A 26,806-nucleotide genomic window follows, 5' to 3' on the forward strand; every position below is an offset into this window, starting at 1 on the left:
CTATTGTATGTGGGCAGAGGCCTAGAAGTGCACGTACCAATAAATCCGCATCAAAATAAACACGTTACACACTCACCGTAACAATGGAACCCACTCTCTCCAGCAACAAAAACTCTTTCTCCACACTTTCAATAAAGTATGTTCTCTCCCCAAACAAAATCACATCATGCTGTACCAGCGGAACTTCGCTTTTAAAATAGATAACGTTATCCGTTTCCCGAAATGCCCCTTTATAATAAAACATCGTCATCCAGTCCCTCACTTTCACGAAAATACCTATGTACGCCTCATCTTATACTATACTATTTACCCTTCTGATTTGAATCTGCTTCACCGAGAAAATACATAAAGCCTCAGGCGCTGTATAATACAAGCCTGAGGCTGATGCTCATCCCAATACTCCCTCTTAACGCTACCCTCTTCTTAGAGAATAGTGTGGATGGAACGTTCAGATGATTACTTTTGGATGGAAGCTGGTGTACTATTTAAAAATGCGTTGCGAGAACTGATACAGGCCACTATTCCAAACTTTTGGTTCATGGCCACCTACATCCTGATACCAAATGTGTGGAACGTTCATACTGCTGAGACCATTTTTAAAGTTCTGGCTCACCCACAACAGGCCATCACTTCCTCCACAGGAAATCCAGAGCAATTTCAGTTTGCTGGCCGCCTGTCCAGGATTCGTGATCAACTGGTTCACAGGCTTCGTATTCGGAGCTGCCGAGAAGGCACCTACATAAGCGAACGTATCCAGATTCTTCAATCCAAAGTTGAGAGATTGTCCGCCACCCATGGACAGGCCAGCAAGTGCACGATTGTTTTTATCCTTATACACGGGATAAGTTCTCTCAATATGCGGAATGAGATCCTTGAGCAGATCTTGCTCGAACCGTTCAAAGGCGGCAACCTTATCCGGTGCGTAAATATCACCTACCGGGCGGTCATCCTTCATCGCACGACCATTCGGCATAACCACGATCATCTGGGACAGTTTTCCTTCCGAATACAGGTTGTCCAGAATGTTCTTCGGTTTCATCGCGTTAGCCCACTCGTGCTCATCCCCGCCAATCCCATGCAGCAGGTACAGCACGCTATACTTTTTATTAGGTGAATATCCAGGCGGCGTGTACACCATCGCTTTCCGTGCATTGCCAACTGTCGTAGAATTATAGGTAATGAGGTTCATATTCCCATGTGGAATGTTATTGCGATAGCCATCATACCCTGCTGGTGCCGGTACAACCGGCGTAGAATTTAGAGTATTGTTAATCTCATTGGTGGAAGCATTGGTGGATTCATATGCAGTGTTCTGAGCAGAAATTTCGCTAGATTCCGTGGCAGACGCCATCGTTGGAGCAAGCATAGCAACAACCATAGAAAGACTTAAAAGGATAGAAACACGTTTCTTCATTCACTTTTCTCCTCTCAATTGGGTTAATCACAAGCAACACTTCTGTCATGAAAGCCCTTACAAATAAATCCACCACCTCCCTTCCGTCACACGCACTGAGGATAGAATACGTTGAAATTTGTAGATTTGACTTGAATCCTCTCTCTAAATTACTTATATAGTATATTTAAACTTATTTATCCATTTTTTGCAACTATATTCGACACTTCTTATCTACAATCATTCTACTTTTATATAAAAACAAAGAATTCACATTTCACTTTACTATGAAATCCCACTATAAAAAATGTAAAATACTGTTGTTAAATTGAATATTTTACCTTATTATAATCTCAAACAAGGAGGTGTCTATACCAAATTACAATATTTTCTCGTTTTTTCTTGTCTACAGGCATTTAATTCACCAAGTCAGGCGGCATGATTGATTGTTCTGCAAATCAACTATTTCTTGGGAGGGAAATGATTGTGAACAAACTTCGCTCATCTATTCAAAAGACATGGGCCTCATTTTTGGTTTTCACGTTATTGCTGCCTTTACTTGTCGGTCTTTGGCCTACCAATGCCTACTCTGCTTCTAACAACGAGGGAAAACTATACATAACAGCCGACAATGAATTCTCGCTTTTTGTTAACGGTAAACAAGCAGGTAAAGGGGATGACTGGACCAAAGCCTATACGTTCCCTGTCCCCATTCAACCTGGCACCAATGTTATTGCGGTTCAAGCCAAGGACTGGGGTTCGTATGCCGGACTGCTGGCAGATCTCAGTTATGAAGATGAAAATCTGGTTACTGACTTCAACTGGAAAGTATCTGAACGATACGTTGAGGGTTGGGAACAACCAAGATTCGATGATACATCCTGGGCGCGCGCTTCAGATTTTGGACGTTACGGCAGTGATCCATGGAAACAAATCCAAGGCATGCCGGAAGAGACGAGTGCACGTTGGATCTGGGCAGGGAAAACAAATGTGGATGCCCCAATTGCGGAAGCTTATTTCCGCATTACGTTTACCATTTCGGAAGACGGCCTGGGGGTCAGTAATCCGATTACATCCTCCGGCCAGTTTGAGCAGGTGGATTATCAATTAAAACCGACACAACCTATGCCATCTTCCATCGTGCAAAAACTACCCGTCGTTAATTCCGTCTTCGAAACGGTGGAAGATAAAGGTTCAATCGAACTGAATTCCCGAGAAGCTGCTCAGATTGGAAACCTGCTTTCCCCTGGTCAGATTTTTCTGGATGAGTCTTCCGCCAGGGCAATAAAAGTTGCTAGCACCAGCAAAAGTAAAGATGGATTACTGGTGGATTACACCACACCTGGTGTAGATGAACTGTTTGATTACTATGATATTCCTGAGCAGGAAGTTTCTTTGGAAGAGCGAAATATCGTCATGCCTGATCTGGACATGGTGCTGGAAAGCAATGAACGGCTTGGCGCTTTGTCTGTATCCGATGAGCAGATCAATGCGGATCAAGAAATAAAACATTTCAACATCGACAACACGCTCCAGCAAGACGCTAATATCTCAAATCCAGATCATCCTGACGAGCAAGCCTTCACATCTATCGATCCTATGGGTCTCAGTAACGAAACCTTGATTCAACAGGGTGACGAAACTACGATCCATCAGAGTGAAGATGCTTCCGTTGATTTGAATCAGGCAAACTCCGCAGACATCACTGAGGCAAACGCCATAGATATGAATGAGCTAATTCGCACTGCCGGGGCAGGGGATTTTGCTACTTGTAAAAAATCGGGCAACGAGTTTGTCTGTGACTTCAAAAAAGTGCTTGTGAATCAACAAAATGCAAACGGCAACAAAGTTTACGTTGAAGCGGGCGGCAAACTTACATTGATCGCACCCAAGGTAACGGGAAAATACGGTTTCTGGGGAAAATACGATCTTAAATTCACAGCAGGTGAGAAAGCGAACGTCTACATTAAAGGCGACGCCAAATTCAAAAAAGAAGTTAAAGTGCCGATTATGGGCTTCAATATTGGTGCAGGTAGCCTGGGCTCCGTATCCGTTGGGGTATTCCTTGTCATCGGTATTGATGGCAATGTCACATTTGAATTCCAAGTGGATCAGGGGTATACCGTCACTCTAGGTGTAAAAGGTAAAACACGGGCCTATATTCCTGTACAAATCAAGCCTTACAGCAATGTGAGCCGTTATCTTACCGTCACACATAAAATTGAAGGACAAGTTACGGCTTGGGCAGGAGCCAAAGCTGAAGTGAGTTTGAAAATTGCAGGCAAGAAAATATTAGAGGTCAGTGTGTTCGCAGGCATTGAGGCCACAGGGAAGTGGACAAGTAGCAACAGTGTGCCAAGCACCATGTCCCTTACCATTGATGCGCTCGTGAAGGGGGAAGGTGCTGTATTTAATAAATCCTTCAAACTCTTTGAGCTACGCTGGAATCTCGTAAGATTGGTGAAAAATCCTACCAATCCGGGAACTGGGCAGAACCTGGCGAGAAATGCCACCATAACCGCATCCTCCACCTATCCGGGGTACTCAACAGTCCGAATCAATGACGGCGACCGTAACACGGCACTTGGGGAAAGTTATAGCTGGGCAAATAATCGTAATTCCTCATTACCGCAATATGTCACTCTTGATCTGCCTGCATCCAGTTCCATTCAGCGGATCGATCTATATACAACCAAGGGTTATGTCCTTGCCAACTACGACCTGCAATACTGGAATGGTTCAAGCTGGATAAACCTGGTTCAAGTCACAGGCAACCAGGAGACGACACGATCACATACTTTTGCAGCAGTAAACACCTCCAAGGTACGTGTCGTTGCTAGCAGAGGGCCTTCACATCAGCCAACCTATGTTCGAATTAACGAGCTTGAAATCTATTAAAATACAGCAGAAAAAACCTCAGTTTTCTTGTTTATAACAAGAGGCTGAGGTTTTCTTCATTATCATTAGTCTATAATTTGTAATTTAATGCACCGATACGGGATGAATACCATCTGCACCTTCAGGCGAAGATTCCTTATCCTGCTTAAACAAACTGAGTAACAATCCAAGCAAGCCAAGTGCTGCAATGACTGCGGCGTAGATTGGCACTGATATCAGTCCTGTGTGTGTAATGGCAAATCCGCCGAGATAAGCCCCCGCCGCATTCCCCAGATTAAATGCAGAGTGGCTGGATGTCGTCGCCAACAGCGGAGCTTCACGCGTCATATTCATAATGCGAAGCTGAAGCCCCGGCATAATGCCAAAAGCTGCGACACCCCAGAAGAAGATCGTGATTACCGCCAACACCGGATTGTGTAGTGTCAGCGTTAATGCAGCGAGTAGTACAGCAAGAATACCGAAGTTCACAATCAGTGAAGGCATAAGCTTCCAGTCCGCCAGACGACCACCAACCATATTCCCCAGTGTGACACCGAAGCCAAAGAGCACCAGAATCCAGGTTACACTCTTCTCTGCAAAGCCGCTAATATCAACCAGCATCGGCGTAATGTAGGTGAAAACTGCAAACAAACTTCCGCAACCCATTGCTCCGATAAGCAACACAAGCAATACCTGTGGGCGGATCAGGTTACGGAACTGCTGTCCCAGGTTAGCTGGTGCACCTTGCGGAATAACCGGGATAAAACGAATAATACCAAGCAGTGAAACAATGCCAAGAATGGTAATCGCCCCAAAAGAGGAACGCCAGCCAAGCTGTTGACCGATAAATGTACCAAACGGAACACCGATAATATTAGCAATGGTCAGTCCCGCAAGCACTACCGACACCGCACCAGCTCTCCGATCTGGCGTTACAAGCTTGGTAGCCATGATTGAACCTACACCAAGGAACGTGCCGTGAGCAAATGCCGTCAGGATACGTGCCGAGATGAGCAGCCCATACGTAGGCGCAATGACAGACAAGGCGTTACCTATTATGAAAATGCACATCAGCAGCACCAATAGTTTTTTCTGCGGAATCTTGTGCGTGAAAACGGTTAGAATGGGAGCGCCTACGGCTACGCCGAGTGCATATCCCGTAATTAGTTGTCCCGCCTGTGGAATGCTAACGTTCAGATCCGTTGCCACATTAGGTAGCAAACCCATAATGATAAATTCAGTCATGCCAATGGCGAATGCCCCAATCGTCAAGCATAACAGCGACAAGGGAAACGGTTTTCGTTTGCCGGACTTTGAAGTCTGCGACGTACTCGTGGATGCTGCCGATTCACCCCGTTCACCTGTGGAATCGTCTAATGAATGTTCTGTATTACTCATGATGTTTTCTCTTCTCCTGTCCTTCATATATCTATCGTTTTACGCTAAACTCTTTCTCCCCATGTTCTATGAGCTTCTCTTCATTTCATCTCATCTCTTGTTATCCCTAACATACGATCCGTAAGTCTGAACTTCTTACTTATCCTGCGCGGCATTGCCCGATGCTTTTAACCATAATGCCTCATTTAATTGAGCAAACGTATCTCTCATTGCCAGCTTGTCCTGCCAATGGGATGGAATCCCGCTTCGCCCGTAATACGCACCCGCAATCTGTCCATAGACAGCGCCGGTTGTATCTGCATCATCTCCCAGATTAACGGCAAGCAACACCCCATCCGAAAAACTGGATGACTTGTTGAACGCCCAAAGCGCTGCTTCCAGAGAACGAACCACATACCCACTGCCTTGGATTTCGGGCGGTTCTTTACGCTCGTATGACCCCATAACCACTTCTTCGATGGCAGGTGAAAAAGAACTCCCTTTCTCCGTCCGCCAGCGCTTCATCGTCTCTGGAGATAACATTGCGGCCTTGTCTGCTCCATGGAATCCCGCCACAAGAATGGCTGCCAGCACTTCGCAGGCCTCTACACTTTCCGTCGCTGCATGTGTTGTCCGCGAACTCAGCACTGCGTAACGAACCGCCTCCGACGGTTGAAGCGCATAAGCCATGGCAACTGGAGCAAGCCTCATGATGGAGCCATTCCCGGCAGTCATGGGGTCAGTTGATCCACTGTAGGCTTCACCGGTTCGAGCAAATCGTTCCAGCGCGCTTCGCGTAGCTCCACCAATATCAAAACAATCTCCGGTACTGCTCATATAACCGATCTTATACCAATTTGTATAGCGGCGCATCTGATCAGCGGGATCAAAATTTCCCTGACGCACCAGACTTTCCGCCAGACACAGAGCCATAGAGGTATCGTCAGTCCATTCTCCGGCTTTTAATCCAAACACTCCGCCGCCTATCATATCTGTGACAGGTTCGAAAGTACCTGGACTACTGAATTCAACAGTTGTTCCTAGCGCATCTCCTACTGCGAGCCCAATCAAACTGCCCTCAAAACGATCTCTTTGCAGCATGTTCTCTTCCTCCTTCACATCACTTATCCAACAGGCAACTCGTGGCCTTATTGTCCCACATGCGCTGATCTGACGTAAAGCAAATTAAACTAAAGTTGCCAATTCATTTCTTCTATTATAAACGTGTCGAAAGCTGTTGAATGGTCCAATACGATTCATTTTCAACAATTTTTTTTATTTTTTTCGTGTTGAAAAAACCGTTCATCCATTACACCGCTTACATGCAAAGGGCTTAACGGTTTGCAAGGTTTCTCATTTTCTGAAAATAAGTCACGCATGTGAAAATTTTCAATGTAAACATTCATGACATACTTGACCCTATTCTTTGTCCTGTGGTACGGTTTTATTAGATTCAACGCATATTTTTTCCCAAATTAATATCCATATCCCGCTTTTCGCGTCAACTAACATTCCGCCGGTTAATGAATGTACGGGAATTAATTTGCAGAAAATTTACGAAAGTTAATGTTTTATTCTCCAACCCAAAAACAAATTCTGAAAACAGGAGGAACAAATTGATGATTAAGGCACTGATTTTTGACTTCGACGGAACGATTATTGACACAGAGACAGCGTGGTATATCGCATTTCGGGATGCGTACAAAGAACATGGTGTTGATCTAACACTGGAGATGTATTCCAAGTGCATTGGTACCAGTCTCAAAACCTTCAATCCGTATGAGTACCTCATCACAGATTTGAACCTTCCGATTGATCGGGATGCGTTCAGGGAATCGGTCCAATTGCAGCATGCTGCATTGATGAACAAAGAAAAGGTTCGCCCAGGTATACAGGAATATTTGGAACAAGCAAGCAAATCCGGCATAAAGCTCGCTGTAGCTTCCAGTTCCAAACGTGAATGGGTAGAGCAGCACCTGGAGCAACTGAAATTAAAAGACTATTTCGAAGTGATCCGCACGGCAGATGATGTTGCCAATGTAAAGCCTGATCCGGAACTGTACAATCAAGCACTCGAAGCCCTTGGAGTAACTGCAGACGAGGCCGTAGCCATTGAGGATTCACCTAACGGCGCGCGTGCAGCAGCCGCTGCTGGTATGCATTGCGTTGTCATCTCAAATACCATCACCGGAACGTTGGCATTCGATATGCCTCACCAGCGACTATCCTGCCTGACCGAGCTGCCATTTAACGATTTGATCTCGAAGCCACTCGTCACCACCGCCTAAGGTCTGCACGAATTTCGTCATCCAATCTTAAAGGGGGAGTTCACACATGAAAGCTGTACATTTTGGTGCGGGCAATATAGGCCGTGGGTTTATTGGTCATATGTTGTCCGCTTCCGACTATGACGTCTGCTTTGTCGCACGTAACCCAAAGAAAATATCATTGCTTCAGAAGAGGCAAGAGTATCCGATCACCCTTGCCAATAACGAACAGGACACAACCATTGTGAATAACGTAACCGCGATTAACGTAAACGAGCAACATCGTGTCGCGGAAGAGATTGCATCCGCTGATCTCATTACGACAGCGGTAGGTGTATCTGCCCTCGGGGATATCGCCGAACCGATTGCAAAAGGCATCTATCTGCGCATGAAAGCTAATAATTACAATCCTCTGCACATTATCGCTTGTGAAAATGCGATCGGCGGTAGCACCCGGCTGAAAAAGCGTATCTATCCTTTTCTGGATGAGCCCACCCGGGCCAAAGCCGAACGTTATATTTCATTCCCCAATGCAGCTGTGGACCGGATTGTTCCGGCTCAGAACCACGAAGACCCGCTGCAGGTCACGGTTGAACCATTTTATGAATGGGTTGTTCACCGCCCGGCACTGCTGGATGGGTTTAAAGAAATCGAAGGCGTTCACTATGTTGATTCACTGGAACCTTATATTGAGCGCAAAATGTTTACGGTCAACACGGGTCATTGTGTCGCCGCATACTTCGGTTATCTCGCAGGCTTGAAGACCATCCGGCAGGTCATGAGCAATACGGCTCTTCGCGCCAAGGTGCGTCATGTCATGGAAGAGACGGGAGCCATGCTGATCCGTAAACACGGTTTCAACGCGGAAACACACCAAAAATATATCGATACTATATTGGGACGATTCGCTAATCCCAATCTCACCGACCAAGTGACTCGGGTTGCACGTTCTCCACTTCGCAAGCTTTCACCTCATGATCGGCTTGTTCGCCCAGCGATGCAGGCCAGTGAATTCGGAATCGAGATTCCTCACTTAACCTCTGCGATGGCGGCCGCAATGCTGTTTGATGACAAACGCGATGAGGAAGCCATGAAGCTGCAACATTTTATTCATGAAGATGGACTCTCTCCTTTTATCCGCGAACGCATGGGCATTCCCGAAGAACATGTCCTTCACCAGCACATTATCACCTGTTATGAAGAGCTTCAAGAGCATAAGGTACCGAAGGTACTTACCTGAACTTGAGTTCAGCCTGTAGATCAACCATGTCCGTTGACCAACAGCAACATCATGAACAAGGCAAACAGCCGGGAGGAACGTGTGCTTGCTCTTGTTCCTTCCGGCTCAACAAAACAGCGTATCCCCTCTTTTCAGGAGACACGCTGCCCACGGTTATCGCTTTATTCATTCATAATCGAGTTCACTGATGCATACACCATAGGAAGGAAACCTTCGGAAGGTTCACCAACCGGCGCATCAATGTGGAAAATGAATCCATTCCCGTCCAGTTCCTTGACGATGAAATATTGCGTTTTCTTCCCATTCTGAGACATCATAAACAGTCTTGCATCTTTCATCGGCCCATTACTAAGCTGTTCAGGAGTTAATTCTTTGACTTCCCCCACCTCGGACAACTCTTCCTTCGCGTCCATCTTCAAATAATCCAGATTAAAGTCCGAAGGCAACTTTTCGATCTCTACCTTGTACCTAGGATCAATCTTCATCGTTAACTCATGGTCTTTTGCATCAAAAGCCATCGGCTCAAAGATATATAGCGAATACCCTTTGGCCTGCGCCAGAGTTACTGGCCGCTTCTCCGTGATCCCTTCCACTGTCACTTCCAGTTCTGACGTTTTGGCGCGATCAGATGTAACGATATTTCCTGCCCCAGTACCCGTTTTATCGCCATCCTCAGATGCAATTTTGGTAATCCCGGTGAGTACCAGTTGTTTGGTTGATGCATCCACTGCTTTTTCTACATATTTGAAACGAACCGAATCCTCATCATCGATATCGTCCAGTAATTTCTGCATATCCTCCCCCACCTGGAAAGACATCGCTTTATCCTTTACACGAATCTCAACCGTATGTGGGTCAGCCCAACCCGTCAGAATGCCCTCTGCTTCAATGACATCTCTTTCCTCCGGCTTCTGTTCCGGCGCTGGTGACGTTTCCTTTGTATTGTTCACAGATGGTTGAAGTGCAGGTGCACTGCTCCCACAAGCCACGAGTGAGAATCCCATAAGTAGAACCACTAATGTAGTGCTGACCTTTGCCCTATTCCTTTTTCGCATATGAACACCTCCGTTAGCTTAAACGCAATGCTGCTTGTCCATGTTGCTACATCCATTGAACCAACGATGCTTCACACGATCACTCCGGGTAGCGGCGGAACCTTGCAATCGCTTTTTGTGCAAAGACTGTTTGTTCTATTTATATAGCTTCGTATAATATTTACTTACACGGGAATCAGACAGCTCAATCACGCATAAACGGTATTCAAAGGCCAACTCTCCAGCCTAGCCCGCCTGATCAAGCTTGACCAATTGCGCATGCGCCGCGTTGAAAGCTTGCGTCTGCAAGTTGAATTGTTTACGTACTTCCGCAAGCTTGGCGTATTCTTCATTACGTGTGCGGATGGCACGTTTAATTTTAACAAGATTCGGCTTAGCACTTGCTCGCATAAGCCCGTACAGTTGTTCTTCAGCATTCAGGCTATGTTCATATGAAACTACAAATAGCTCATAGGTTTTGGCTCTTGCCTCATATTGATCCAGCACTTTACCTGCGTGAGCAAGCGTCTCTTCCTTCTCAATGGTAAGCTCCTTGAGAGAACCGCGTAGTGCTTCAATCTTCTCTCCTGTCTCCTGCATAACCTTCCCCGTCTGTTCAAGCAACGCTCGACGTTGCTGAATATCAGCCTCTGCTTGATCCAGCAGCGCTTCGATATTGCTGTTCTTTTTCTTTCCATTGCTCAAAATACTCTTGTATAGTTCCATATCCTCTGCTTCATACCGTGTCAGATCCTTCAGACTTTTGTCGATCTCCTGACCGCTCTGCACCAAACGATTCACCTGATTGGCCGCAGGCTCCTGCGGCTCTCCACACCCGCTAAGTAAAAGCATCAGCAATAAACTGCATGCTGCTAGCGTAATTTTTTTGCTCGTAAATAACATGTGTTCTCCCTCTCTTGCCATAACGTCTACAGACGAGTATCCCCGCTAAAATTGGCAACCCAGTGCGCGCTCGGATCATACACTTCGAATTCGTAGCCCCGATCTTCCAGCAGTTTCATAATGCGCGGCAAAGCCTGCACAGTCTGTTCCCGTTCATGCATCAAAATAACTTCCTTATCCCTGTGCACACTATTGCTCACTCGGGCTACGATTTTATCCGGCTGACCGGGAAGATTCCAATCCAAGGAATCTGTCGTCCAGTCCCACATTTTGAAACCTGCCGCTGCAATGTCTCCCCTGAATGCTTCACCAATCTGCGGACTGCTACCGTAAGGAGCACGGATGAGATGTGGTGTGTATCCAATCAGTTTCTCGACCATTTTCTGTTCCTTTTTGAACTCATTCACAAAGTTCGCCGAACTTCCGCTCTTATAGAGTTTCTTATAGTTATGTGTCATGCTGTGTAACCCAGGATAACTACCTTCCTTCAGCAAACGTTTCACCGCATCCGGATGCTCATTCAACTGCCGTCCAATCATGAAAAACGTCGCTTTCGCTTCATGTTGCTTTAAAATATCCAGCAATTGATCTGTATATTGACTTGGTCCATCGTCAAATGTTATGTACACCACTTTTCGAACCTGACCCATAAATCGTGCCGGCTCCTCTTTCGACTCCGGTGTAACCTGAATCATCCCCAGCTTGGCGGGTTGCTCAATAACAGCAATTGGCGGTGGTGCCATTACCGTTTTCATCCAATGGGTCATACCGATAAACACATATGTCAAGCCCGCAACAAACACAAGCAAGAGCATGATCGCCACGCTCAATCTGCCGTAGCGGATTTTCCTTTTTTTATGAGTTTGTTTTCGACTGACACTGCGAATCGCATTTCCATAGTCTCGCGTTGTTTCTTGTTGTACTCTCACGACCTAGCCACTTCCCAACTGTCTTTTTTTCCCGATGAATGGAATATTATATCGATTCACGTCTCTATATAGAAGATTAATAGAAAAACCGTCCCTGTGAATGACAGAATAGTTACAAGCTCGGTTACAATCTACTTATCTCTTTTCCATGTTTCTCTATCCACAGATGTGCAACTGAATTTATTCGTTGTTAAAAGTAAAACGTGTATCATGGCCGAGATGCTGCTTCCAATTTTTTCAGCGTCCATACAACATATATATATATCAAGACATCTGCTGCGTGGTGAAGTATCTTTACCTGCTGATGTCTTCCCTGCACTGACCTTCTCCTGTATAATGAGGTGATTTAGGTTATCTATTTACAAGAAGGAGCTACACCTATGACAAGCATGAACCGTGCCGGCAGATCCATCTATTTGTTATTTTTTGTCGGTATTATTGCCATTTCTTTCTCTTCTATTTTTGTACGCTGGTCTGACGCAGATGTTGCGGTCATTGCCATGTATCGCCTGTTTTTAACTAATGTGCTCATGCTGCCTTTCGTTTGGCCACACAGGCATGAGATGCTTCGTCTGAATGTTCGTCAGTGGGTTTTGTTACTTGCTTCCGGTGTGATGCTTGCGCTACACTTCCTGCTCTGGATGGGATCACTGAGATTAACCAGTGTCGCCAGTTCCACCGTCATCCTTGCTCTCGAGCCGATTCTGATTCTGGCCGGATCGGTGTGGCTGTTCAAAGCCAAAATCAACCGTATGATGCTCATTGGCATGGGTATCGCGCTGTTCGGGTCGATCATTATCGGTGCAGGAGATTTTCAGGTGGCAGGCACCGCGCTACAGGGAGATATTTTATCATTACTTGGCACGATGGCAGTAGCTGTGCATATGTTGCTGGGTCAGTTTTTGCGAACAGGTCTCAGTGCATTCTCGTATAATTTCTGGGTGTTTCTTGTCGCTGCCTGTACGTTCGCGGTGTACAATCTGTTCATGGGGCATCCGTTCGGCGGTTACGCGGCTTCGGAGTGGGGAATCTTCCTGCTGCTTGCCATCGTGCCTACTATCTTTGGACATTACCTCTTCAACTGGTTGTTGCAATATATGAACGCGACCACGGTATCTATGGGCGTTCTCGGAGAGCCTGTGTTCTCATCCTTGCTGGCCTGGGTACTGCTGGGTGAAGCACTAAGTACACTTCAAATGTCGGCAGGTGTCGTGATCCTGTTCGGGGTGTGGATCTTCATTCGGTATGGCAAAACCAAACCCCAGCCCATTCCAGCTGATGCGCCCATCGCCGCTCCAGTTCCTGTTGAACCGAAGACGGTGTAAAAAAATTCATTACATATGAAGGCGGTGTGTTGTTATGAAAAATATAGTATCCATGCGCTGGCTGCTCGCCAGAATGTACGAATCCGATGTTGCCATCGTAGATTGCCGTTTCCTGCTCGGTCAACCCGATGCCGGACGTGAAGCTTATGAAGCCGGACATATTCCGGGGGCTGTCTATCTTGATCTGGAAAAGGACCTTTCCGCTCCGGTCACTGAGCACGGCGGACGCCATCCACTCCCTGATCCGACTACACTCGCAAGCCGCCTCGCTAAAGCAGGCATCGGCTCCAATAGTCGCATCATTGCCTATGATGATCAAGGCGGCATGAACGCATCACGTTTATGGTGGCTGCTTCGCTACTTGGGACATGAGCAAGTCTATGTCATGGACGAAGGTTTCTCGGCTTGGAAGAATGCCAAGTTCCCGATGGCAACGGATGTGCCGGTACAGATTCCATCTTCGTTTGAGTGGAACCTACAGCCACAGATGCTGGCAAGTGTAGAGGAGGCGCAGCACGCTTCAGCCAGCGGCAGCGCCATGCTGATTGACTCCCGTGATGCCCGCCGTTATGCGGGGCTGGAGGAACCGATTGATGCGAAGGCCGGACATATTCCGGGGGCAGTGAACTATTTTTGGAAAGACGTGCTTGGTGCAGATGGGCGCTGGTCTGGTGTTGAAGCATTGGAGGAGCGGTTCGTGAAACTGGGGAAAGATGATGCGATTATCGTGTATTGTGGTTCCGGTGTCTCCGCCTGCCCGAACGTGATTGCACTGGAAGAAGCGGGATTCTCGAATGTGAAGTTGTATTCCGGGAGCTGGAGTGACTGGATTAGTTATGAGGGGAATGCCGTGGCGACGGAGGAAGAATAGGTACGTAGCAACTTTACAATATCTCAAAAACAAATACACCGCCATGCAGACTGGTGTCTGAAGCGGTGTATTTTTGTTTATCAAAGTCAACAAGAAATCAACATTGATTCACAGAAAGTATTTTGCTGTCACAGCAGGACTCGTGTTTTCAATGGGAGAATGGACTCTAAAATTACCCTAAGCTCTATTCAGAAAGAAGCTAGAGTTCCGTTCATTTCACTCTAGTTTTCAAGATCAACAAAGCCATTTAGCTGGTTCAACGGACAGTCAACAAAATTGATACCACACAAAATGCTGATATCAATATAACTTAAAACAAATTCGAAAATTATAACGAACAAACGTTCTCTATTTTATCTTGTATTATTTTGGAATTTATTGTAATATATGATTTAAATGATGTTTCATAAATCCATTTTTTATTTGTGTTAGCTTTATTACTATATCAACAACATTCTCTCTTCGTAGCTTTTTTTCTTTAGCTTATAATGTAATCTTCTTAATAGAGAAATAATCCATCAAAAATAGCATATATTTATTTCACGAAAATACGAAAGCGAAGGTGACTCCATGGAAAAATTTTATGCTGCAAAAAAGGGTAGGAAAGGTAGGTGTATTTAGGACATGGGCCGAATGTAAGAAACAAGTTAATGGGTTTCCTGGAGCTACATACAAATCATTTACAAGTTACGAAGAAGCTAAATCCTTTGCATTTAACAATGTAGATAGTCCAAAAAAATTAAAGACTCCTTCAGAACCTAAAGCAGAAATTATTGCTTATATTGATGGTAGCTATAACGATAAACAAAAATATTACAGCTATGCTAGTATAATCTTCCACAAAAACCAAAAACTAAAGTTTGCAGGGGCAGAAAACGACAAAGAAATTCTAGACCAAAGAAATGTGGCTGGTGAAATTAAGGCAGCTATTCAAGTGATCGAGTATGCATTGGATAATAAGGCTAAATCAATTGAAATTTTCTATGACTACGCCGGAATAGAAAAATGGGCTAAAAATGAGTTGAAAGCTAAAAATCCCTTCACGCAAAATTATGTAGCTTTCACAAAAAAAGTAAGTCCACAAATAAAGATATTTTTTTTCAAAAGTGAAGTCCCACTCCGGTGATAAGTACAACGATGAGGTTGACTTGCTGGCCAAAGCAGCTTTACAGAATCTAAATAATAAAATAGAAGAAATTGATGAGCTAGACACAGAGAATACTTATACTAAACTTTTAGACCATTCTGCAAAATACTCAGACTATGAGACTGAATTCGAATTATAAAATCAACCAAAAAAATATTAGTTTAGGTTTAATAATGGGAAATAAAATATTTTCTTCTGAACATTTATTTGAAGTATTTAAGACAAAGTGGAGAAATCAAAATAGAAAACTAAATGAATACTTAGAAATTAAAGCAGCCTTCGATACCGAAAAACAAATTGTTATATTAAAAATTTTAAATAACAAACAAGAATGGGAATTGATTGAATTAGATAAAGGGGACATGGAACTAAATGGCTAAGAAAAAAGGTTATTATCTTAATAGAGTTGGTCTAGAAGTAATAATAAATAATTTCTGTGCTATTAAGAGTTCAGAATGCTTGAATCCCACCAACCAACAAACTAGATATTCTTTGGAGAAAAACGGGAGTGAATTCTACATAGATGTATTTTTCATAATAGATAATACAATTACTGTTACACCGTTACCTAAAGGAAATTCACCTGAGCTTGCTACAGAATTACATGGTTTAATTAGAGACGGTGTGGAATATAAGAACGTTGTAAGTGGTACTTTTTCCACCTTACTGCCTTCCGATAAGTTTACAGAATTAACTGATTATATGGAGAGTTTACCGGGCTTAAAATACACTAAAGAAGATAAAGGACAGAATGGACTTATACTAAAATATAGCACTGATTTCGGGGACTCAGTTACTTTAACTTATTATAATTCTACTCAAAAGTTGTTTTATCAAGGTTTGCTAATGAATTTATATGTTGTTATCAAAACCTTTCTAGCTACGTATACAGGTAATGTAATATCCACAAAAATATCAGATTCTGGTAATGAATCATCCGATGACAAGGTCACAAAACATACTAATGAAAATCTTCCAAGAGGATTTAGTCTTTTAGATCCTTTGATGGCCAATTTTATAACTGATAGTTTCACTTTAGTAGTAGCGTCTCCTCCTCTACGAGACTATGCAGCTTGGGCAATGCCGACAATAAGGGTTCTTGAACATCGTATAAAACAATTGTGCTTAGATAATAATGTATACTTATCTGATAAACAAGGATTCAAATATTATGTTAATCCAGGTGTAAGCAACGAGACTGATTATGTTTTTAATTCCAATCACAGAAACACCTTTATAAATACGAACTTGCAAAGTAATTTCGACAGTGATACCATTGATATTTTAGTAAGATGTTATCAATACTTAAAGGCTAATCGCCATGAGATGTTCCATACAACTCAAATTGTAGAAGGTACCAAGCTCGTTTCCACACCTGAGGAAGCATATGCTATTATCTCTGGTTCATGTAAATTAATTGAGGAATCTTTAGTGTTGCAATTAGGATCTACTGCATAAAATATTTTTAACTTGGAGGTGCTGGCGAGTGAAGAATTATGAACTAATTGCTTTTCAGAGTGATCAGCGTAAGTTAGTTTTATCCACCTCTTACGCCAGCCCTCTGAGTAGTGTCTTGTTTATTTCGAGTGAATTAGCCAAGGAGAACTACCGTGGTGAAGTATTATTCGACCTACTTTTGAGTAACGGTTTCAATCCTAATCGTTTTTTGTCAATGCAGTTTGATGGTAATAAATTATTACCACAAACAACAAAAACAATTAATGAAGTTCCTGTTAATTTACTATCGGAGATATACAACTTTTATTTTGAACATGTTGAGTACGTTGAACAAAGTAATTTGCCTGATACGCAAAAGTATTTGTTAAAGAACAACAAAATAAATAGTAATTCTATATAGAAGATTAAATACTTGACTCCGTGTTGATGCACGGGGTCTTTCTGTATTTTTATTAAAACATGAAGAAGTCATTTTTGACAATTACATTCCAGAATATAAGATGAACCAGCACAACTGATACACCCCCTTGTATCTGGCAAGAGGTCACATAGTGATCTCAGGAACTCTTCTCGTATGCTTTTGTCACATATGATTCTGCCTATTTGCAAGGTGTCATTACGCTTGTCGCACCCCATATTGTAGCCTTTCAGCGACTAAGAGGATTTAACCACATAAATTTTACATATATAAAAAATAAATGATATGTTTGTATGTAGGGGTACCGGTGATACAGCAACTGAAAGGGTGTCAACCAGACATGAAAAAGATACATGCACTTTTAGTAGTGTTACAAGCATTGATCAAAGCGTTTCATATGGCGATGGCAAAGAGATTTGGAGCAGCACAGCTGTACAAGGTGTTCCCATCCAGTCGGCATCAGTTCCTGTAAATGGCATCCTAAAATTAGAGATAGAGTTCATTAACATCTCCGGATACTCATACCCTTCCATAGTGAATCCACTCTTATCGAAATAACTTTTTAGGGCCTGAAATCTCTAACTTTCAGGCCTCACCTAATCTTTAGCAACTACATTCTGTTATATTCAACAAATATAGAAAGGAATTATGGACAGATTCTTTTGTATGTACTTTTATATTTTAGTCTTTTTGGAGGTTTGGCTTCCGCTATACAAGCCTTAATTTGTTTTTTACGTAGAGATACGTACTTGTCTAAAATCAACTTTAAGTACACACTCATTTTTCTTCCTTTATTTATTTTATTGTCATTAATTTCTTTATTTTTTTCAGATATACAACAAAAAGAATCGGATATTTTATTCGGTGTCGTGTTGTACTTGATCTTCTTTATTATCCTTAGGAAACTTCGCATTGATCCATTGAATAATAGGCACTGGAGATTTATTTTAAATGAAATCAAAGGCGGAAAAGATAAGTACATGTATCGCAAGGACTGGGCACACGCAGCAAAAACAGCTGTGTTTTATATTGTATTATTATTTATTGTAAGTAGCCTTGAAATCACACACAAAGGGATGATCTTGACGAGTATACTTACTAATGGTTTTTTCCATACTATGTTGTTCGGTAAATTCTAAGGTTTATGCCCGTTTTGTGGAATTCCATATTAAAAGAACAACTACAAGCATCCGCTGTGGTTCTTGCAAGCAAATTATCGTTATTCATGGCAATGAATTAACAAGCCCCAAAGGATATAGGACTTGATCAGAAAGTACAATATTTCTCTTAGCACAGTTAAATAATTGACACCGATATCTCGTCCGATTTTCAATGAAAATAAAAGGACTGATTGAGTTGTCAATACAACAAAGTTTTCTTGAAGCTTGCCAAAACAATGATATGTTAAAATGTGCTATGCTCATTAGTAGCTATAAAAACGAAATTCTCCAAGAGCCACCATTCATCTTTGAATGTGTGGCTCTTGGAGATGTACATACACTTTTATTGATGTTAAACAACGGGCTGAATCCAAATTTGTGCGACTTTGAAGTGATCAGTCTGCTACACCTTTGTTCGCAACTTGATGAGAGTGATGAAGTAGATTTACTTTTTGTTTTTGTTGCAGACCCACACCAATTAATTGTATATGGTGAAACTCCATTGATAAGTGAGTTGAGAGTTCAGGGTGGTCATTACATAGATAAAAACGTTTGAACTCATTATAACTAATTATTCTCAAAATATTTAAAAAATCTGATTGTTTCATTATAATCATCTTCGTCGGAATAAATATTTAACATTTTGCCTAGCTCAATCGCAAAATCTACATATCCGTTAGCTTTTGCAGTTATTATGTTCTGACTAACTGTATATGTCTCGTCATTGTTTATTCCATTACCAGTAAATCCTTTTCCTTCTAAAACCCCTGCTTGTTTAACAAGATCAACTCCTGAGCAAATGGCACCAATATATTTCCCGTTAATGTCTAGCCTCTTGATAAGTGATGTTAGCTGATGATTCCCTTCTATTGGGCCAATATCTCCTCCCGGAATAAGCAGTATTTCTACTTCGTCACAATCAATTTCTTTTATATCTTTATGGGGTTTAACAATAAAGCCCTCATAAGAATTGACCATTTCGGAATTTAAACCCACTGTTATAATTTCCCCCTGAGTTTTCATTAAATAAGTTGCCAGCATTATTTCAAAATTTACAAAGCCGTCGTAGATTAAGACATGAGTATTAATGTTTACACCTGCTTTCATTTATTTTTAGTTCAAGTTGCTTTTTTTAACTCTTTGGAACGGTTGTAAGCACCCACAATCCATAGAGCCAGATTGAAGATGGCCAAAACTATCACAATTGTCCCATCCCAAAAGTATAAGGACTGCCAAGAATTATTTGCTAGATTAGTAATAGCTTTAGATACCGCTGTCAAAAAACCTGGAATAGAAAAGAATGAAAATAGCAATACTGCCGAAAATATCCCTACTAAATAAATAAATGAAAATACTCTTGAGATAGCTTGTTCATTCTGTTTTAATTTACTCCATTCTATACGAGCACTTTTACTATAGATTTTTTTCAAATAAAGAACTGCTTCTCCCAACAGATTTGAAGAATTTGTAATAGTGATTAAAACATAATAAAGATCGGTTCTGAAGAAAATGAGAAGATGCCATAAAAACTTATATATTTGTATGAGGACTATCAGTCTCATGTATCCTACAATTATTGAATCCTGTTGATAGATGTACTGGAGCACGAGTGCAAGCAAAAGAATCACTGAGTCCCATGCCATACCCGCTAGAAATGGCAAATATCTTTTTTTCCTTTCAATCGACCACAAAGAGTTCATGTTGGCTTCAATAACCATCCAAAACCATCTTATACTTATTTTAAAATTGACTGGTACCCCGAGTGATACTGCAGCAAAATAATGGGCAGATTCATGCAAAATCGTTAAACTCCATGATATTAAAAATAGAATAAGCAAACTTAAACCAACCGACTCATTAAAAATAAAATAATCTTGATAAGACGGAAGAAATTCAGGGTTGTACGTAAAAATAATTACAGATGCAATAAAAGAAGTTAAATAAATGAGAACTGCAAATTTGTTAAAGAAGAATCTACCAACCTTTTCTCTAATCCCGCCTTCATTATTACTTGCCCTATGAACAACCAAGACTTCATCATTAAATTTATGAATCAGGTTTAACTCTAATAAAGTTTCCACAAAATCAATAATATCTACCTCAACATCGTGATTCTTTTTCAATAAATTCGATATTTCATCCAGTGTATTTATCCCATCCATTAGTTCTATAGCTAGAACACCTTCGATGGGAATTCGAATATAAATACTTTGTTCAGGGTCACCAATTGTATACTCCTCTCCATCTTTTTGTACCGTCAAGTGATTAGCAAAGACCTTCGATGTTAAATTGACAGAAATCATATATGTACCTCATTATTTGCAATATCAATCAATCTTTCAAGACTAATCGGCTCATTACAGTTTCCATCAATACCACAGGTTGGACATTCATCAAGTTTTGACCAACTTTCGGATTTCAGGATATCCATTATAGCTGTATCGTACACATGAGTTGTCGACGGAAGCATACTTTGTGTATAATTTGTTAGCAATTTCAATACTTCAGCCGACAAAAAACCCGATAGTAATGCAACATGAGGTGCTACTGCAGAGTTAGTGTCTTCATATCTAGTTTCGTACAGAGCCCTCAATTGATGTTCAAAGTGCTTGTCTACCCTCAAACTTCTTATTAGAAAACAATCGTAGCACCCACAATCGGGTAGTATAGTTTCCCAAATAATTTTTGTATTACTTATTCCTCCTTGAACAATCGGGACTTTATGATAAACACACGCTGCATTTACCCACCTACTTGCAACAATCCCCGGTGAATCTATTCCGTTTATAACCAAATCACTTCCACTAATAATATCTAATATATCATCTGGAGAGGTTACTTTTAAGTTGTGAACATTTACTATAATATCTTTATTTATTTGTTTAAGTCTCTTCTCTGTTTCATGGGATTTGAAACTTCCTACACTGTCCTCCGTGTAAAGAAATTGCCGGTTTAAATTACTTAGTTCCACTGTATCATAATCTACCCCTATTACTTGGCCAACACCTAAACCGACTAATGAAGCAGCGGTGAGACTTGCACCCCCTAACCCTAAAACTACTACTTTTGAATGTTTTAACCTAGATTGGTAACTATATTTCCCTTGTTTTAAATCACTGAAGTTAGAAAAAAAGGTTAAATTAGCTCTGTATCTGTCTAATTCAGATAATGTTAGTCCTTCTACATTGGCATCAAAATCCTCAATAACTCCGATACTATCAAGTGCCTCAAGCCCATCCATTATCTCTCTTGTTGTAAGACCACATTTTGATATCAGATCTTCTAGAGTATTTTCTCCATTTAACATCATTATAAATTGGAGAATAACTCCATCCTTATCTTCAATTTCAAATACTTCTCTCTCAAATCCTAATCTAATATTATCGCCTGATCTTACTATTGGATTCATTACATTTTTGAATTTTGGACGCATAAAATTATTTCTCCTTTATCAACAGGGCCGCTGCAATGCAGCGGCCCTGTTATTAGTAATACATTGCTTATTAGTTGTGGTGGTTGATCAGTGGTACCAATACTTCTACTTTCTTCACGTTGATTTTCATAGTCATTCACCTCCCACTCTTTGCTGCTAATTAAATTAGTTGTGGTGGTTGATTAGTGGTACCAATACTTCTACTTTCTTCACGTTGATTTTCATAGTCTCCTCACCTCTTTATATGTAAATAATTAAGGGAAATTTTCCCTTAGATATTTATACCATTTAATATTAATAAAAGGAATAGTAGTTATTTACTATAATTAATTTCATTATTATGAATCTAATGTCGAAATATATAATTAAAGTTATATAATCTCATATTATTGATTTTTTTGTTAGTCTCATACCCGGTTGTATAACCTGAACTCATTACATATGAAGGCGGTGTGTTGTTATGAAAAATATAGTATCCATGCGCTGGCTGCTCGCCAGAATGTACGAATCCGATGTTGCTATCGTAGATTGCCGTTTCCTGCTCGGTCAACCCGATGCCGGACGTGAAGCTTATGAAGCCGGACATATTCCGGGGGCTGTCTATCTTGATTTGGAAAAGGATCTTTCCGCTCCGGTCACTGAGCACGGCGGACGCCATCCACTCCCTGATCCGGCTGCACTCGCAAGCCGCCTTGCCAAAGCTGGCATCGGCTCCAATAGTCGCATTATTGCCTATGATGATCAAGGCGGCATGAACGCATCACGTTTATGGTGGTTGCTTCGCTACTTGGGACATAAGCAAGTCTATGTCATGGACGAAGGTTTCTCGGCTTGGCAGAATGCCAAGTTCCCGGTGACAACGGACGTGCCGGTACAGATTCCGTCTTCATTTGACGTGAAGTTGCAGCCGCAGATGCTGGCAAGTGTAGAGGATGTGCAACAAGCTTCGGCAAGCGGCAGCGCCGTGCTCATCGACTCCCGTGATGTCCGCCGTTATGCGGGGCTGGAGGAACCGATCGATGCGAAGGCCGGACATATTCCGGGGGCAGTGAATTATTTTTGGAAAGACGTGCTTAATGCGGATGGTCGCTGGTCTAGTGTTGATGCATTGGAGAAGCGCTTCGTGAAGCTGGGGAAAAATGATGCAATTATTGTATACTACGGCTCAGGCATATCCGCCTGTCCGAACGTCATTGCGCTGGAAGAAGCGGGATATACGAATGTGAAGCTGTATTCCGGGAGCTGGAGCGACTGGATCAGTTATGAGGAGAACGCGGTGGCGACAGGGGAAGAGTAAGATCGGAGCACAAGTCTACAGTTTCTCAATGACAAATACACCGCCTTGCAGGCCGATGCCTGGGGCGGTGTATTTTCCGTTCCTGAGCGCGAGCCGGGAATACAGGAGTGGTAAAAGCATCGTTGCACGGGATGGCTAGTGATTTTCAACTTTTACGATGGCCCACTCGCGCCGGTGAAGTAATGCTCTAAACGAGATTTGGTTGCCGGATGAGGCATATAAATCATCATTCGCTGATCGGGTTCATTGGGAAATTGAAGCGTGACATGCTCGAATTCAATAACTCCAAACGTGGGGTGCAAAAGCTTCTTGTAGCCGTCAAGGGAGCCTGGCACCTCATGATACTGCCACATTCTTGTAAAATCATCGCTTGTCCTCTTCAGATCTTCAATTAACTTGTCGAATGAATCATCATTCAGATACCGTGCTCTTGCCGTTCTGAACTCAGCAATCATTCTTCGTGAGACACTCTCCCAATCCTCCGATCCTTCTTTCCAAATAGAATCCGTAAATTGGCGCCACATCAAATTATAATCATGCGGGGGTGACACCCTATGAATCATAAATACAGCAGCTGCCGCTTCATTCCAAGCTAAAAAATCCCACTTTTTCCCGATGACATAGGCCGGATTAGGATGCAATTCATTCAGCATGTGCTGAATGGATGGGCTCAGTTTCTCTTCAATGATCGTTGATTGAGGAGGCAGTGATTCTCCAGCAAGCAAAAAGAGATGTCTTCGCTCATTGGGTGTCAGCTTGAGTGCTGAAGCCAAACTTTCCAGTACACCTACCGACGGACGAATATCACGTCCTTGTTCAAGGCGCGTGTACCATGAGAGTCCTATATTAGCGATCCCGGCAACTTCCTCTCGCCGCAAACCTCGTGTTCGACGGCGATTTCCAGGCAAAAGACCAACTTCACCAGGAGAAACGGAGGAGCGTAAATCTCTTAAGAAATTACCTAGCGCTAACCGGCGCTCACTGTCATTCAACTAAAACCTCCCCCTTATCCTATCACTCACAAACCTACCATTAAGCAGGTTCTCGTGACCATTTAGTAGTCAAATTATACTGAAGGCAGTTGATGAGATCAACAATTCCAGGCAAGGAGAATGAATATGACAACCATTGCAGGACAAATGTTGGCAAACAAGGTAGTAATGATTACAGGTGCGGGGCGAGGCATTGGAGCTGAGGCAGCAAGACTGTTTGTACAGCAAGGGGCTTCTGTGATGCTCGTCGCGAGGACAGAGTCTGAGTTGCGTAAAGTCAGGGATGAAATTGTGACTTCGGGTGGAGATGCTGCATATTTCACAGCCGATCTGTCCGATTCACGCAATGTTGAACAAGCTGTTAAAGCTACAGTGGAACGATATGGCCGTCTTGATGCCGCTTTTAATAACGCAGGTATTGGAGTCACGGTATCATCGCTGGTGGATGAAAGAGAAGAAGACTTCGACCTGATCCAGTCCGTAAATTATAAAGCAGTCTGGATGTGCATGAAAGCCCAGATTAAAGTTATGATGGAGACTTCAGGGTCAGGTTCTATTGTTAACACCAGCAGCGTGGGTAGTCTGAAGGGAAATCCGGGCTTGGGAGCTTACGGGGCATCTAAACGAGCGGTAAACAGTCTGACTCAAACAGCTGCAGTCGAATATGGTCCAGTGGGTATCCGTGTCAATGCAATTGCTCCAGGGACCACAATGACGGATATGATTCAGCAGTGGGTTTCTATCAACCCCGATATCATTGAACAGATTCGTGCGAAGACACCTCTGAGGCGTCCTGCTGAGCCTATTGAGATTGCTAATGCAGCCGCTTGGTTGCTTAGTGATTATTCATCTTTTGTTACTGGAGTCGTTTTGCCTGCGGACGGTGGACTTAGTGTATAAGATTCAGTGGTCTAGGTGGAAATGCCTAAACTGATGTAGGCATATCTTCGATTGCAATCGCAAGCGAGTTATGAGAAAAATAAATATTTTGATGATATTCCAAGAAGAGGCTTTCTGGACTAATCTGAGAGTTAACACACTCCCCGTTAGTCCTTTTCTTCATTCACGATAATAGAAAAAAAACGCGATGGACATTCGTCCACCACGATTAAATACTGAAATCAATTATTGCTTTTTACTTAACGATACGTTTGCTGTTAACGTCTTGTCGATCGTCGTCCAGTTTACATAAGCACCTAGTATTTCATTAATAACAGAAACCGGAACTACAGTTTCGCCATTTAAAAGCTTTGGCACTTTACTATTGAACACTAGTTTATCGTTAATTGAATACACATCTGAACCAATCTGAGCACTTATATTTTTCGTGCGTAATTTGATTTGCGTTGTACGCGACTTATTATCCCACACGACTGTACCGCCCAATAGCTCCGAAATGGTTCGAATCGGTACGTAAAATTCATCGTTATGAACAACCGGTTTGATGGTCGTACCCCCTACATTCATTGCAACGTCAACATATTCAAGGAAATCGGTCTTTCGGATGAGCCCATGAACCCCTTTCGTTCGGTCTACGACCTGGGATACTTCATAATCCGTTGCCGCCGATAGGTACGCATAAGCTACACTTCTATCCATATCAAGCTTATCGGATAAGAATTGAATCGATTCACGTACTGACTCTTTCATTGCTTCATCCAAATCAGGATCAAGTCCAATGGGAATCCAATAATCCTCTGTTTCAGCAAAGGGTTGTGTGAATTCTCCACGATGCGGGATCGATGGATCACCTTTCTTTAACACCGTTAACCGAACAGTCCCCCTTAAGGAAGCTTCCAATGCAGTTAACGCTACTTCTCCATCTCCTTGAGCAAAGTGTGGATCTCCTGTATAGAATAGCCCGCCTTTAACTTGAATCGGATAATAAATAGTTGCACCAACACCCAGCTCATTAATATCCATATTCCCTCCCGTTTCAATAGGCGGGATCGAACTCACTACTTCACTGGTATTCGGTGCAACCCCCATAACACCTAGAAACGGGTTAATGGGGAAACGTACATTTCTCCCAGCTTTTGTTGGTAACAAACCATACCAATTACCGTTGATCTCTTCAATAGGTGTAAATATAGATACATTATTATATAGTTCAGGTTTTGTTGCGCTAGCCCCCTCTTGTGGGCCTGTATTTTCTGGAAACTCGTCAGGAAGAGCACCTTTACCATGACGGTTAGAAATGACACCATAGGGAACTCGAGTTTGCAACGAAAGGACTTCTACTTTAAGAACATCTCCTGGCATTGCTCCCTCAACGGCTACTGGCCCAGTGATAATATGAGGTCCGTCTTTTACATAATCATGCTTAATTGGAGAAGCCGCAATTGCCTTGGCATCATCCAACACGCCATCGGGGGAGATACCGAATTTGCCGAAGTACTCCACTGGATTTCTCCCCTGATCTTCAATCAGTCCCTCATGCGATACCGTATCAAATGTTACAGCACTTCCTGATGGTACTGTGAGAATCGGAGAGCTATCTCGATTAGGCAGTGATCCCCAGCGAACGTTTTCAATCGCAGACGTTACATAATAATCACCTTCTACCTTATCAAATGTTGTTGGTTGCAACGGCATACTAAATCCCACTGAAGGTAGAGCAAATGTAAACATGCCCACAATCCCTACTGAAACACCAATTTTCCTAATCGTTCGGTTAATAAACAT

Annotated in this window: 26 protein-coding genes; 14 read left to right on the forward strand and 12 right to left on the reverse strand. The window is 42.5% G+C overall.

What is annotated here, in order from left to right:
• Nucleotides 1-64: 64 nt before the first annotated feature.
• Both BLQ13_RS00880 and BLQ13_RS00885 read right to left on the reverse strand, forming a co-directional pair.
• On the reverse strand, nt 65-250 hold the full coding sequence (locus tag BLQ13_RS00880) for a hypothetical protein (protein WP_244159164.1): 186 nt from the start codon (nt 248-250) through the stop codon (nt 65-67).
• Nucleotides 251-481: 231 nt separating this feature from the next.
• The gene (locus tag BLQ13_RS00885) at nt 482-1,414 is read right to left on the reverse strand and encodes an alpha/beta hydrolase (protein WP_090915019.1); all 933 of its coding nucleotides are present in this window, start codon (nt 1,412-1,414) and stop codon (nt 482-484) included.
• 465 nt (nt 1,415-1,879) lie between these two features.
• On the opposite strand from BLQ13_RS00885, the gene BLQ13_RS00890 reads away from it, so the two are divergent.
• Complete coding sequence (locus BLQ13_RS00890) at nt 1,880-4,291, forward strand: galactose-binding domain-containing protein (protein WP_139168828.1); 2,412 nt, start codon at nt 1,880-1,882, stop codon at nt 4,289-4,291.
• An 84-nt stretch (nt 4,292-4,375) separates the two neighbouring features.
• Here the strand turns inward: BLQ13_RS00890 and BLQ13_RS00895 are convergent, their stop codons facing one another.
• Both BLQ13_RS00895 and BLQ13_RS00900 read right to left on the reverse strand, forming a co-directional pair.
• Nucleotides 4,376-5,668 carry an MFS transporter gene (locus BLQ13_RS00895; protein WP_244159165.1) on the reverse strand — a complete coding sequence of 431 codons (1,293 nt, stop codon included), beginning with the start codon at nt 5,666-5,668 and terminating at the stop codon, nt 4,376-4,378.
• Between the two features lie 135 nt (nt 5,669-5,803).
• Nucleotides 5,804-6,748 carry an ADP-ribosylglycohydrolase family protein gene (locus tag BLQ13_RS00900; protein WP_090915023.1) on the reverse strand — a complete coding sequence of 315 codons (945 nt, stop codon included), beginning with the start codon at nt 6,746-6,748 and terminating at the stop codon, nt 5,804-5,806.
• 518 nt (nt 6,749-7,266) lie between these two features.
• On the opposite strand from BLQ13_RS00900, the gene BLQ13_RS00905 reads away from it, so the two are divergent.
• Both BLQ13_RS00905 and BLQ13_RS00910 read left to right on the forward strand, forming a co-directional pair.
• Nucleotides 7,267-7,935: an HAD family hydrolase gene (locus tag BLQ13_RS00905; RefSeq protein ID WP_090915025.1), complete on the forward strand. Its 669-nt coding sequence runs from the start codon at nt 7,267-7,269 to the stop codon at nt 7,933-7,935.
• A 46-nt stretch (nt 7,936-7,981) separates the two neighbouring features.
• Nucleotides 7,982-9,154 carry a mannitol-1-phosphate 5-dehydrogenase gene (locus BLQ13_RS00910; protein ID WP_090915027.1) on the forward strand — a complete coding sequence of 391 codons (1,173 nt, stop codon included), beginning with the start codon at nt 7,982-7,984 and terminating at the stop codon, nt 9,152-9,154.
• A gap of 161 nt (nt 9,155-9,315) precedes the next feature.
• Here the strand turns inward: BLQ13_RS00910 and BLQ13_RS00915 are convergent, their stop codons facing one another.
• From BLQ13_RS00915 to BLQ13_RS00925, 3 genes are all read right to left on the reverse strand, one after another.
• Nucleotides 9,316-10,209, reverse strand: a complete 894-nt coding sequence (locus tag BLQ13_RS00915) for a bromodomain-containing protein (RefSeq protein WP_139168829.1) — start codon at nt 10,207-10,209, stop codon at nt 9,316-9,318.
• A gap of 225 nt (nt 10,210-10,434) precedes the next feature.
• A complete protein-coding gene (locus BLQ13_RS00920) occupies nt 10,435-11,091 on the reverse strand; it encodes a YkyA family protein (protein WP_167375606.1) in 657 nt (218 codons plus the stop codon).
• Between the two features lie 26 nt (nt 11,092-11,117).
• Nucleotides 11,118-12,020 (reverse strand): polysaccharide deacetylase family protein, encoded by a 903-nt coding sequence (locus BLQ13_RS00925; RefSeq protein ID WP_244159166.1) that lies wholly within the window; start codon nt 12,018-12,020, stop codon nt 11,118-11,120.
• 380 nt (nt 12,021-12,400) lie between these two features.
• Here BLQ13_RS00925 and BLQ13_RS00930 point away from each other — a divergent pair, with 380 nt between their 5' ends.
• The 9 genes from BLQ13_RS00930 to BLQ13_RS00965 all read left to right on the forward strand — a co-directional run bounded on the left by BLQ13_RS00930 (nt 12,401) and on the right by BLQ13_RS00965 (nt 18,955).
• Complete coding sequence (locus BLQ13_RS00930; RefSeq protein ID WP_090915032.1) at nt 12,401-13,345, forward strand: DMT family transporter; 945 nt, start codon at nt 12,401-12,403, stop codon at nt 13,343-13,345.
• A gap of 34 nt (nt 13,346-13,379) precedes the next feature.
• Nucleotides 13,380-14,216, forward strand: a complete 837-nt coding sequence (locus tag BLQ13_RS00935) for a sulfurtransferase (protein ID WP_090915034.1) — start codon at nt 13,380-13,382, stop codon at nt 14,214-14,216.
• Nucleotides 14,217-14,778: 562 nt separating this feature from the next.
• Nucleotides 14,779-15,342, forward strand: a complete 564-nt coding sequence (locus BLQ13_RS00940; protein WP_208606738.1) for a ribonuclease H1 domain-containing protein — start codon at nt 14,779-14,781, stop codon at nt 15,340-15,342.
• 194 nt (nt 15,343-15,536) lie between these two features.
• Complete coding sequence (locus BLQ13_RS00945; RefSeq protein WP_139168830.1) at nt 15,537-15,743, forward strand: hypothetical protein; 207 nt, start codon at nt 15,537-15,539, stop codon at nt 15,741-15,743.
• Nucleotides 15,736-16,821: a type II toxin-antitoxin system RnlA family toxin gene (locus BLQ13_RS00950; RefSeq protein ID WP_090915039.1), complete on the forward strand. Its 1,086-nt coding sequence runs from the start codon at nt 15,736-15,738 to the stop codon at nt 16,819-16,821. The genes BLQ13_RS00945 and BLQ13_RS00950 overlap by 8 nt, the downstream gene beginning before the upstream one ends.
• Before the next feature lie 28 nt (nt 16,822-16,849).
• Nucleotides 16,850-17,221: a type II toxin-antitoxin system RnlB family antitoxin gene (locus BLQ13_RS00955; protein WP_167375607.1), complete on the forward strand. Its 372-nt coding sequence runs from the start codon at nt 16,850-16,852 to the stop codon at nt 17,219-17,221.
• Nucleotides 17,222-17,579: 358 nt separating this feature from the next.
• Nucleotides 17,580-17,711 carry a hypothetical protein gene (locus BLQ13_RS28985; protein ID WP_276326709.1) on the forward strand — a complete coding sequence of 44 codons (132 nt, stop codon included), beginning with the start codon at nt 17,580-17,582 and terminating at the stop codon, nt 17,709-17,711.
• Nucleotides 17,712-17,988: 277 nt separating this feature from the next.
• Entirely contained in the window at nt 17,989-18,378 is a 390-nt protein-coding gene (locus tag BLQ13_RS00960) for a hypothetical protein (protein ID WP_139168831.1), read from the forward strand.
• Between the two features lie 217 nt (nt 18,379-18,595).
• Nucleotides 18,596-18,955, forward strand: coding sequence for a hypothetical protein (locus tag BLQ13_RS00965; protein ID WP_090915044.1), 360 nt, complete (start codon nt 18,596-18,598; stop codon nt 18,953-18,955).
• 11 nt (nt 18,956-18,966) lie between these two features.
• On the opposite strand, the gene BLQ13_RS00970 is transcribed toward BLQ13_RS00965, so the two are convergent.
• The 3 genes from BLQ13_RS00970 to BLQ13_RS00980 are packed head-to-tail and all read right to left on the reverse strand — an operon-like array spanning nt 18,967 to nt 21,832.
• Nucleotides 18,967-19,506, reverse strand: coding sequence for a DJ-1/PfpI family protein (locus BLQ13_RS00970; protein WP_244159167.1), 540 nt, complete (start codon nt 19,504-19,506; stop codon nt 18,967-18,969).
• Between the two features lie 11 nt (nt 19,507-19,517).
• Nucleotides 19,518-20,702 (reverse strand): hypothetical protein, encoded by a 1,185-nt coding sequence (locus BLQ13_RS00975; protein WP_090915046.1) that lies wholly within the window; start codon nt 20,700-20,702, stop codon nt 19,518-19,520.
• Nucleotides 20,699-21,832 (reverse strand): HesA/MoeB/ThiF family protein, encoded by a 1,134-nt coding sequence (locus tag BLQ13_RS00980; protein ID WP_090915048.1) that lies wholly within the window; start codon nt 21,830-21,832, stop codon nt 20,699-20,701. The genes BLQ13_RS00975 and BLQ13_RS00980 overlap by 4 nt, the downstream gene beginning before the upstream one ends.
• Nucleotides 21,833-22,292: 460 nt before the next feature.
• Here BLQ13_RS00980 and BLQ13_RS00985 point away from each other — a divergent pair, with 460 nt between their 5' ends.
• Entirely contained in the window at nt 22,293-23,129 is an 837-nt protein-coding gene (locus BLQ13_RS00985) for a sulfurtransferase (protein ID WP_090915049.1), read from the forward strand.
• A gap of 152 nt (nt 23,130-23,281) precedes the next feature.
• Here BLQ13_RS00985 and BLQ13_RS00990 read toward each other — a convergent pair whose 3' ends face one another.
• Nucleotides 23,282-24,121: a helix-turn-helix transcriptional regulator gene (locus BLQ13_RS00990; protein ID WP_090915051.1), complete on the reverse strand. Its 840-nt coding sequence runs from the start codon at nt 24,119-24,121 to the stop codon at nt 23,282-23,284.
• Nucleotides 24,122-24,247: 126 nt separating this feature from the next.
• On the opposite strand from BLQ13_RS00990, the gene BLQ13_RS00995 reads away from it, so the two are divergent.
• On the forward strand, nt 24,248-25,021 hold the full coding sequence (locus BLQ13_RS00995; RefSeq protein WP_090915054.1) for an SDR family NAD(P)-dependent oxidoreductase: 774 nt from the start codon (nt 24,248-24,250) through the stop codon (nt 25,019-25,021).
• Nucleotides 25,022-25,246: 225 nt separating this feature from the next.
• Here the strand turns inward: BLQ13_RS00995 and BLQ13_RS01000 are convergent, their stop codons facing one another.
• Complete coding sequence (locus BLQ13_RS01000; protein ID WP_090915056.1) at nt 25,247-26,806, reverse strand: acetamidase/formamidase family protein; 1,560 nt, start codon at nt 26,804-26,806, stop codon at nt 25,247-25,249.

This window comes from Paenibacillus polysaccharolyticus (assembly GCF_900102085.1).
In the GTDB taxonomy this organism is placed as follows: Bacteria; Bacillota; Bacilli; order Paenibacillales; family Paenibacillaceae; genus Paenibacillus; species Paenibacillus polysaccharolyticus.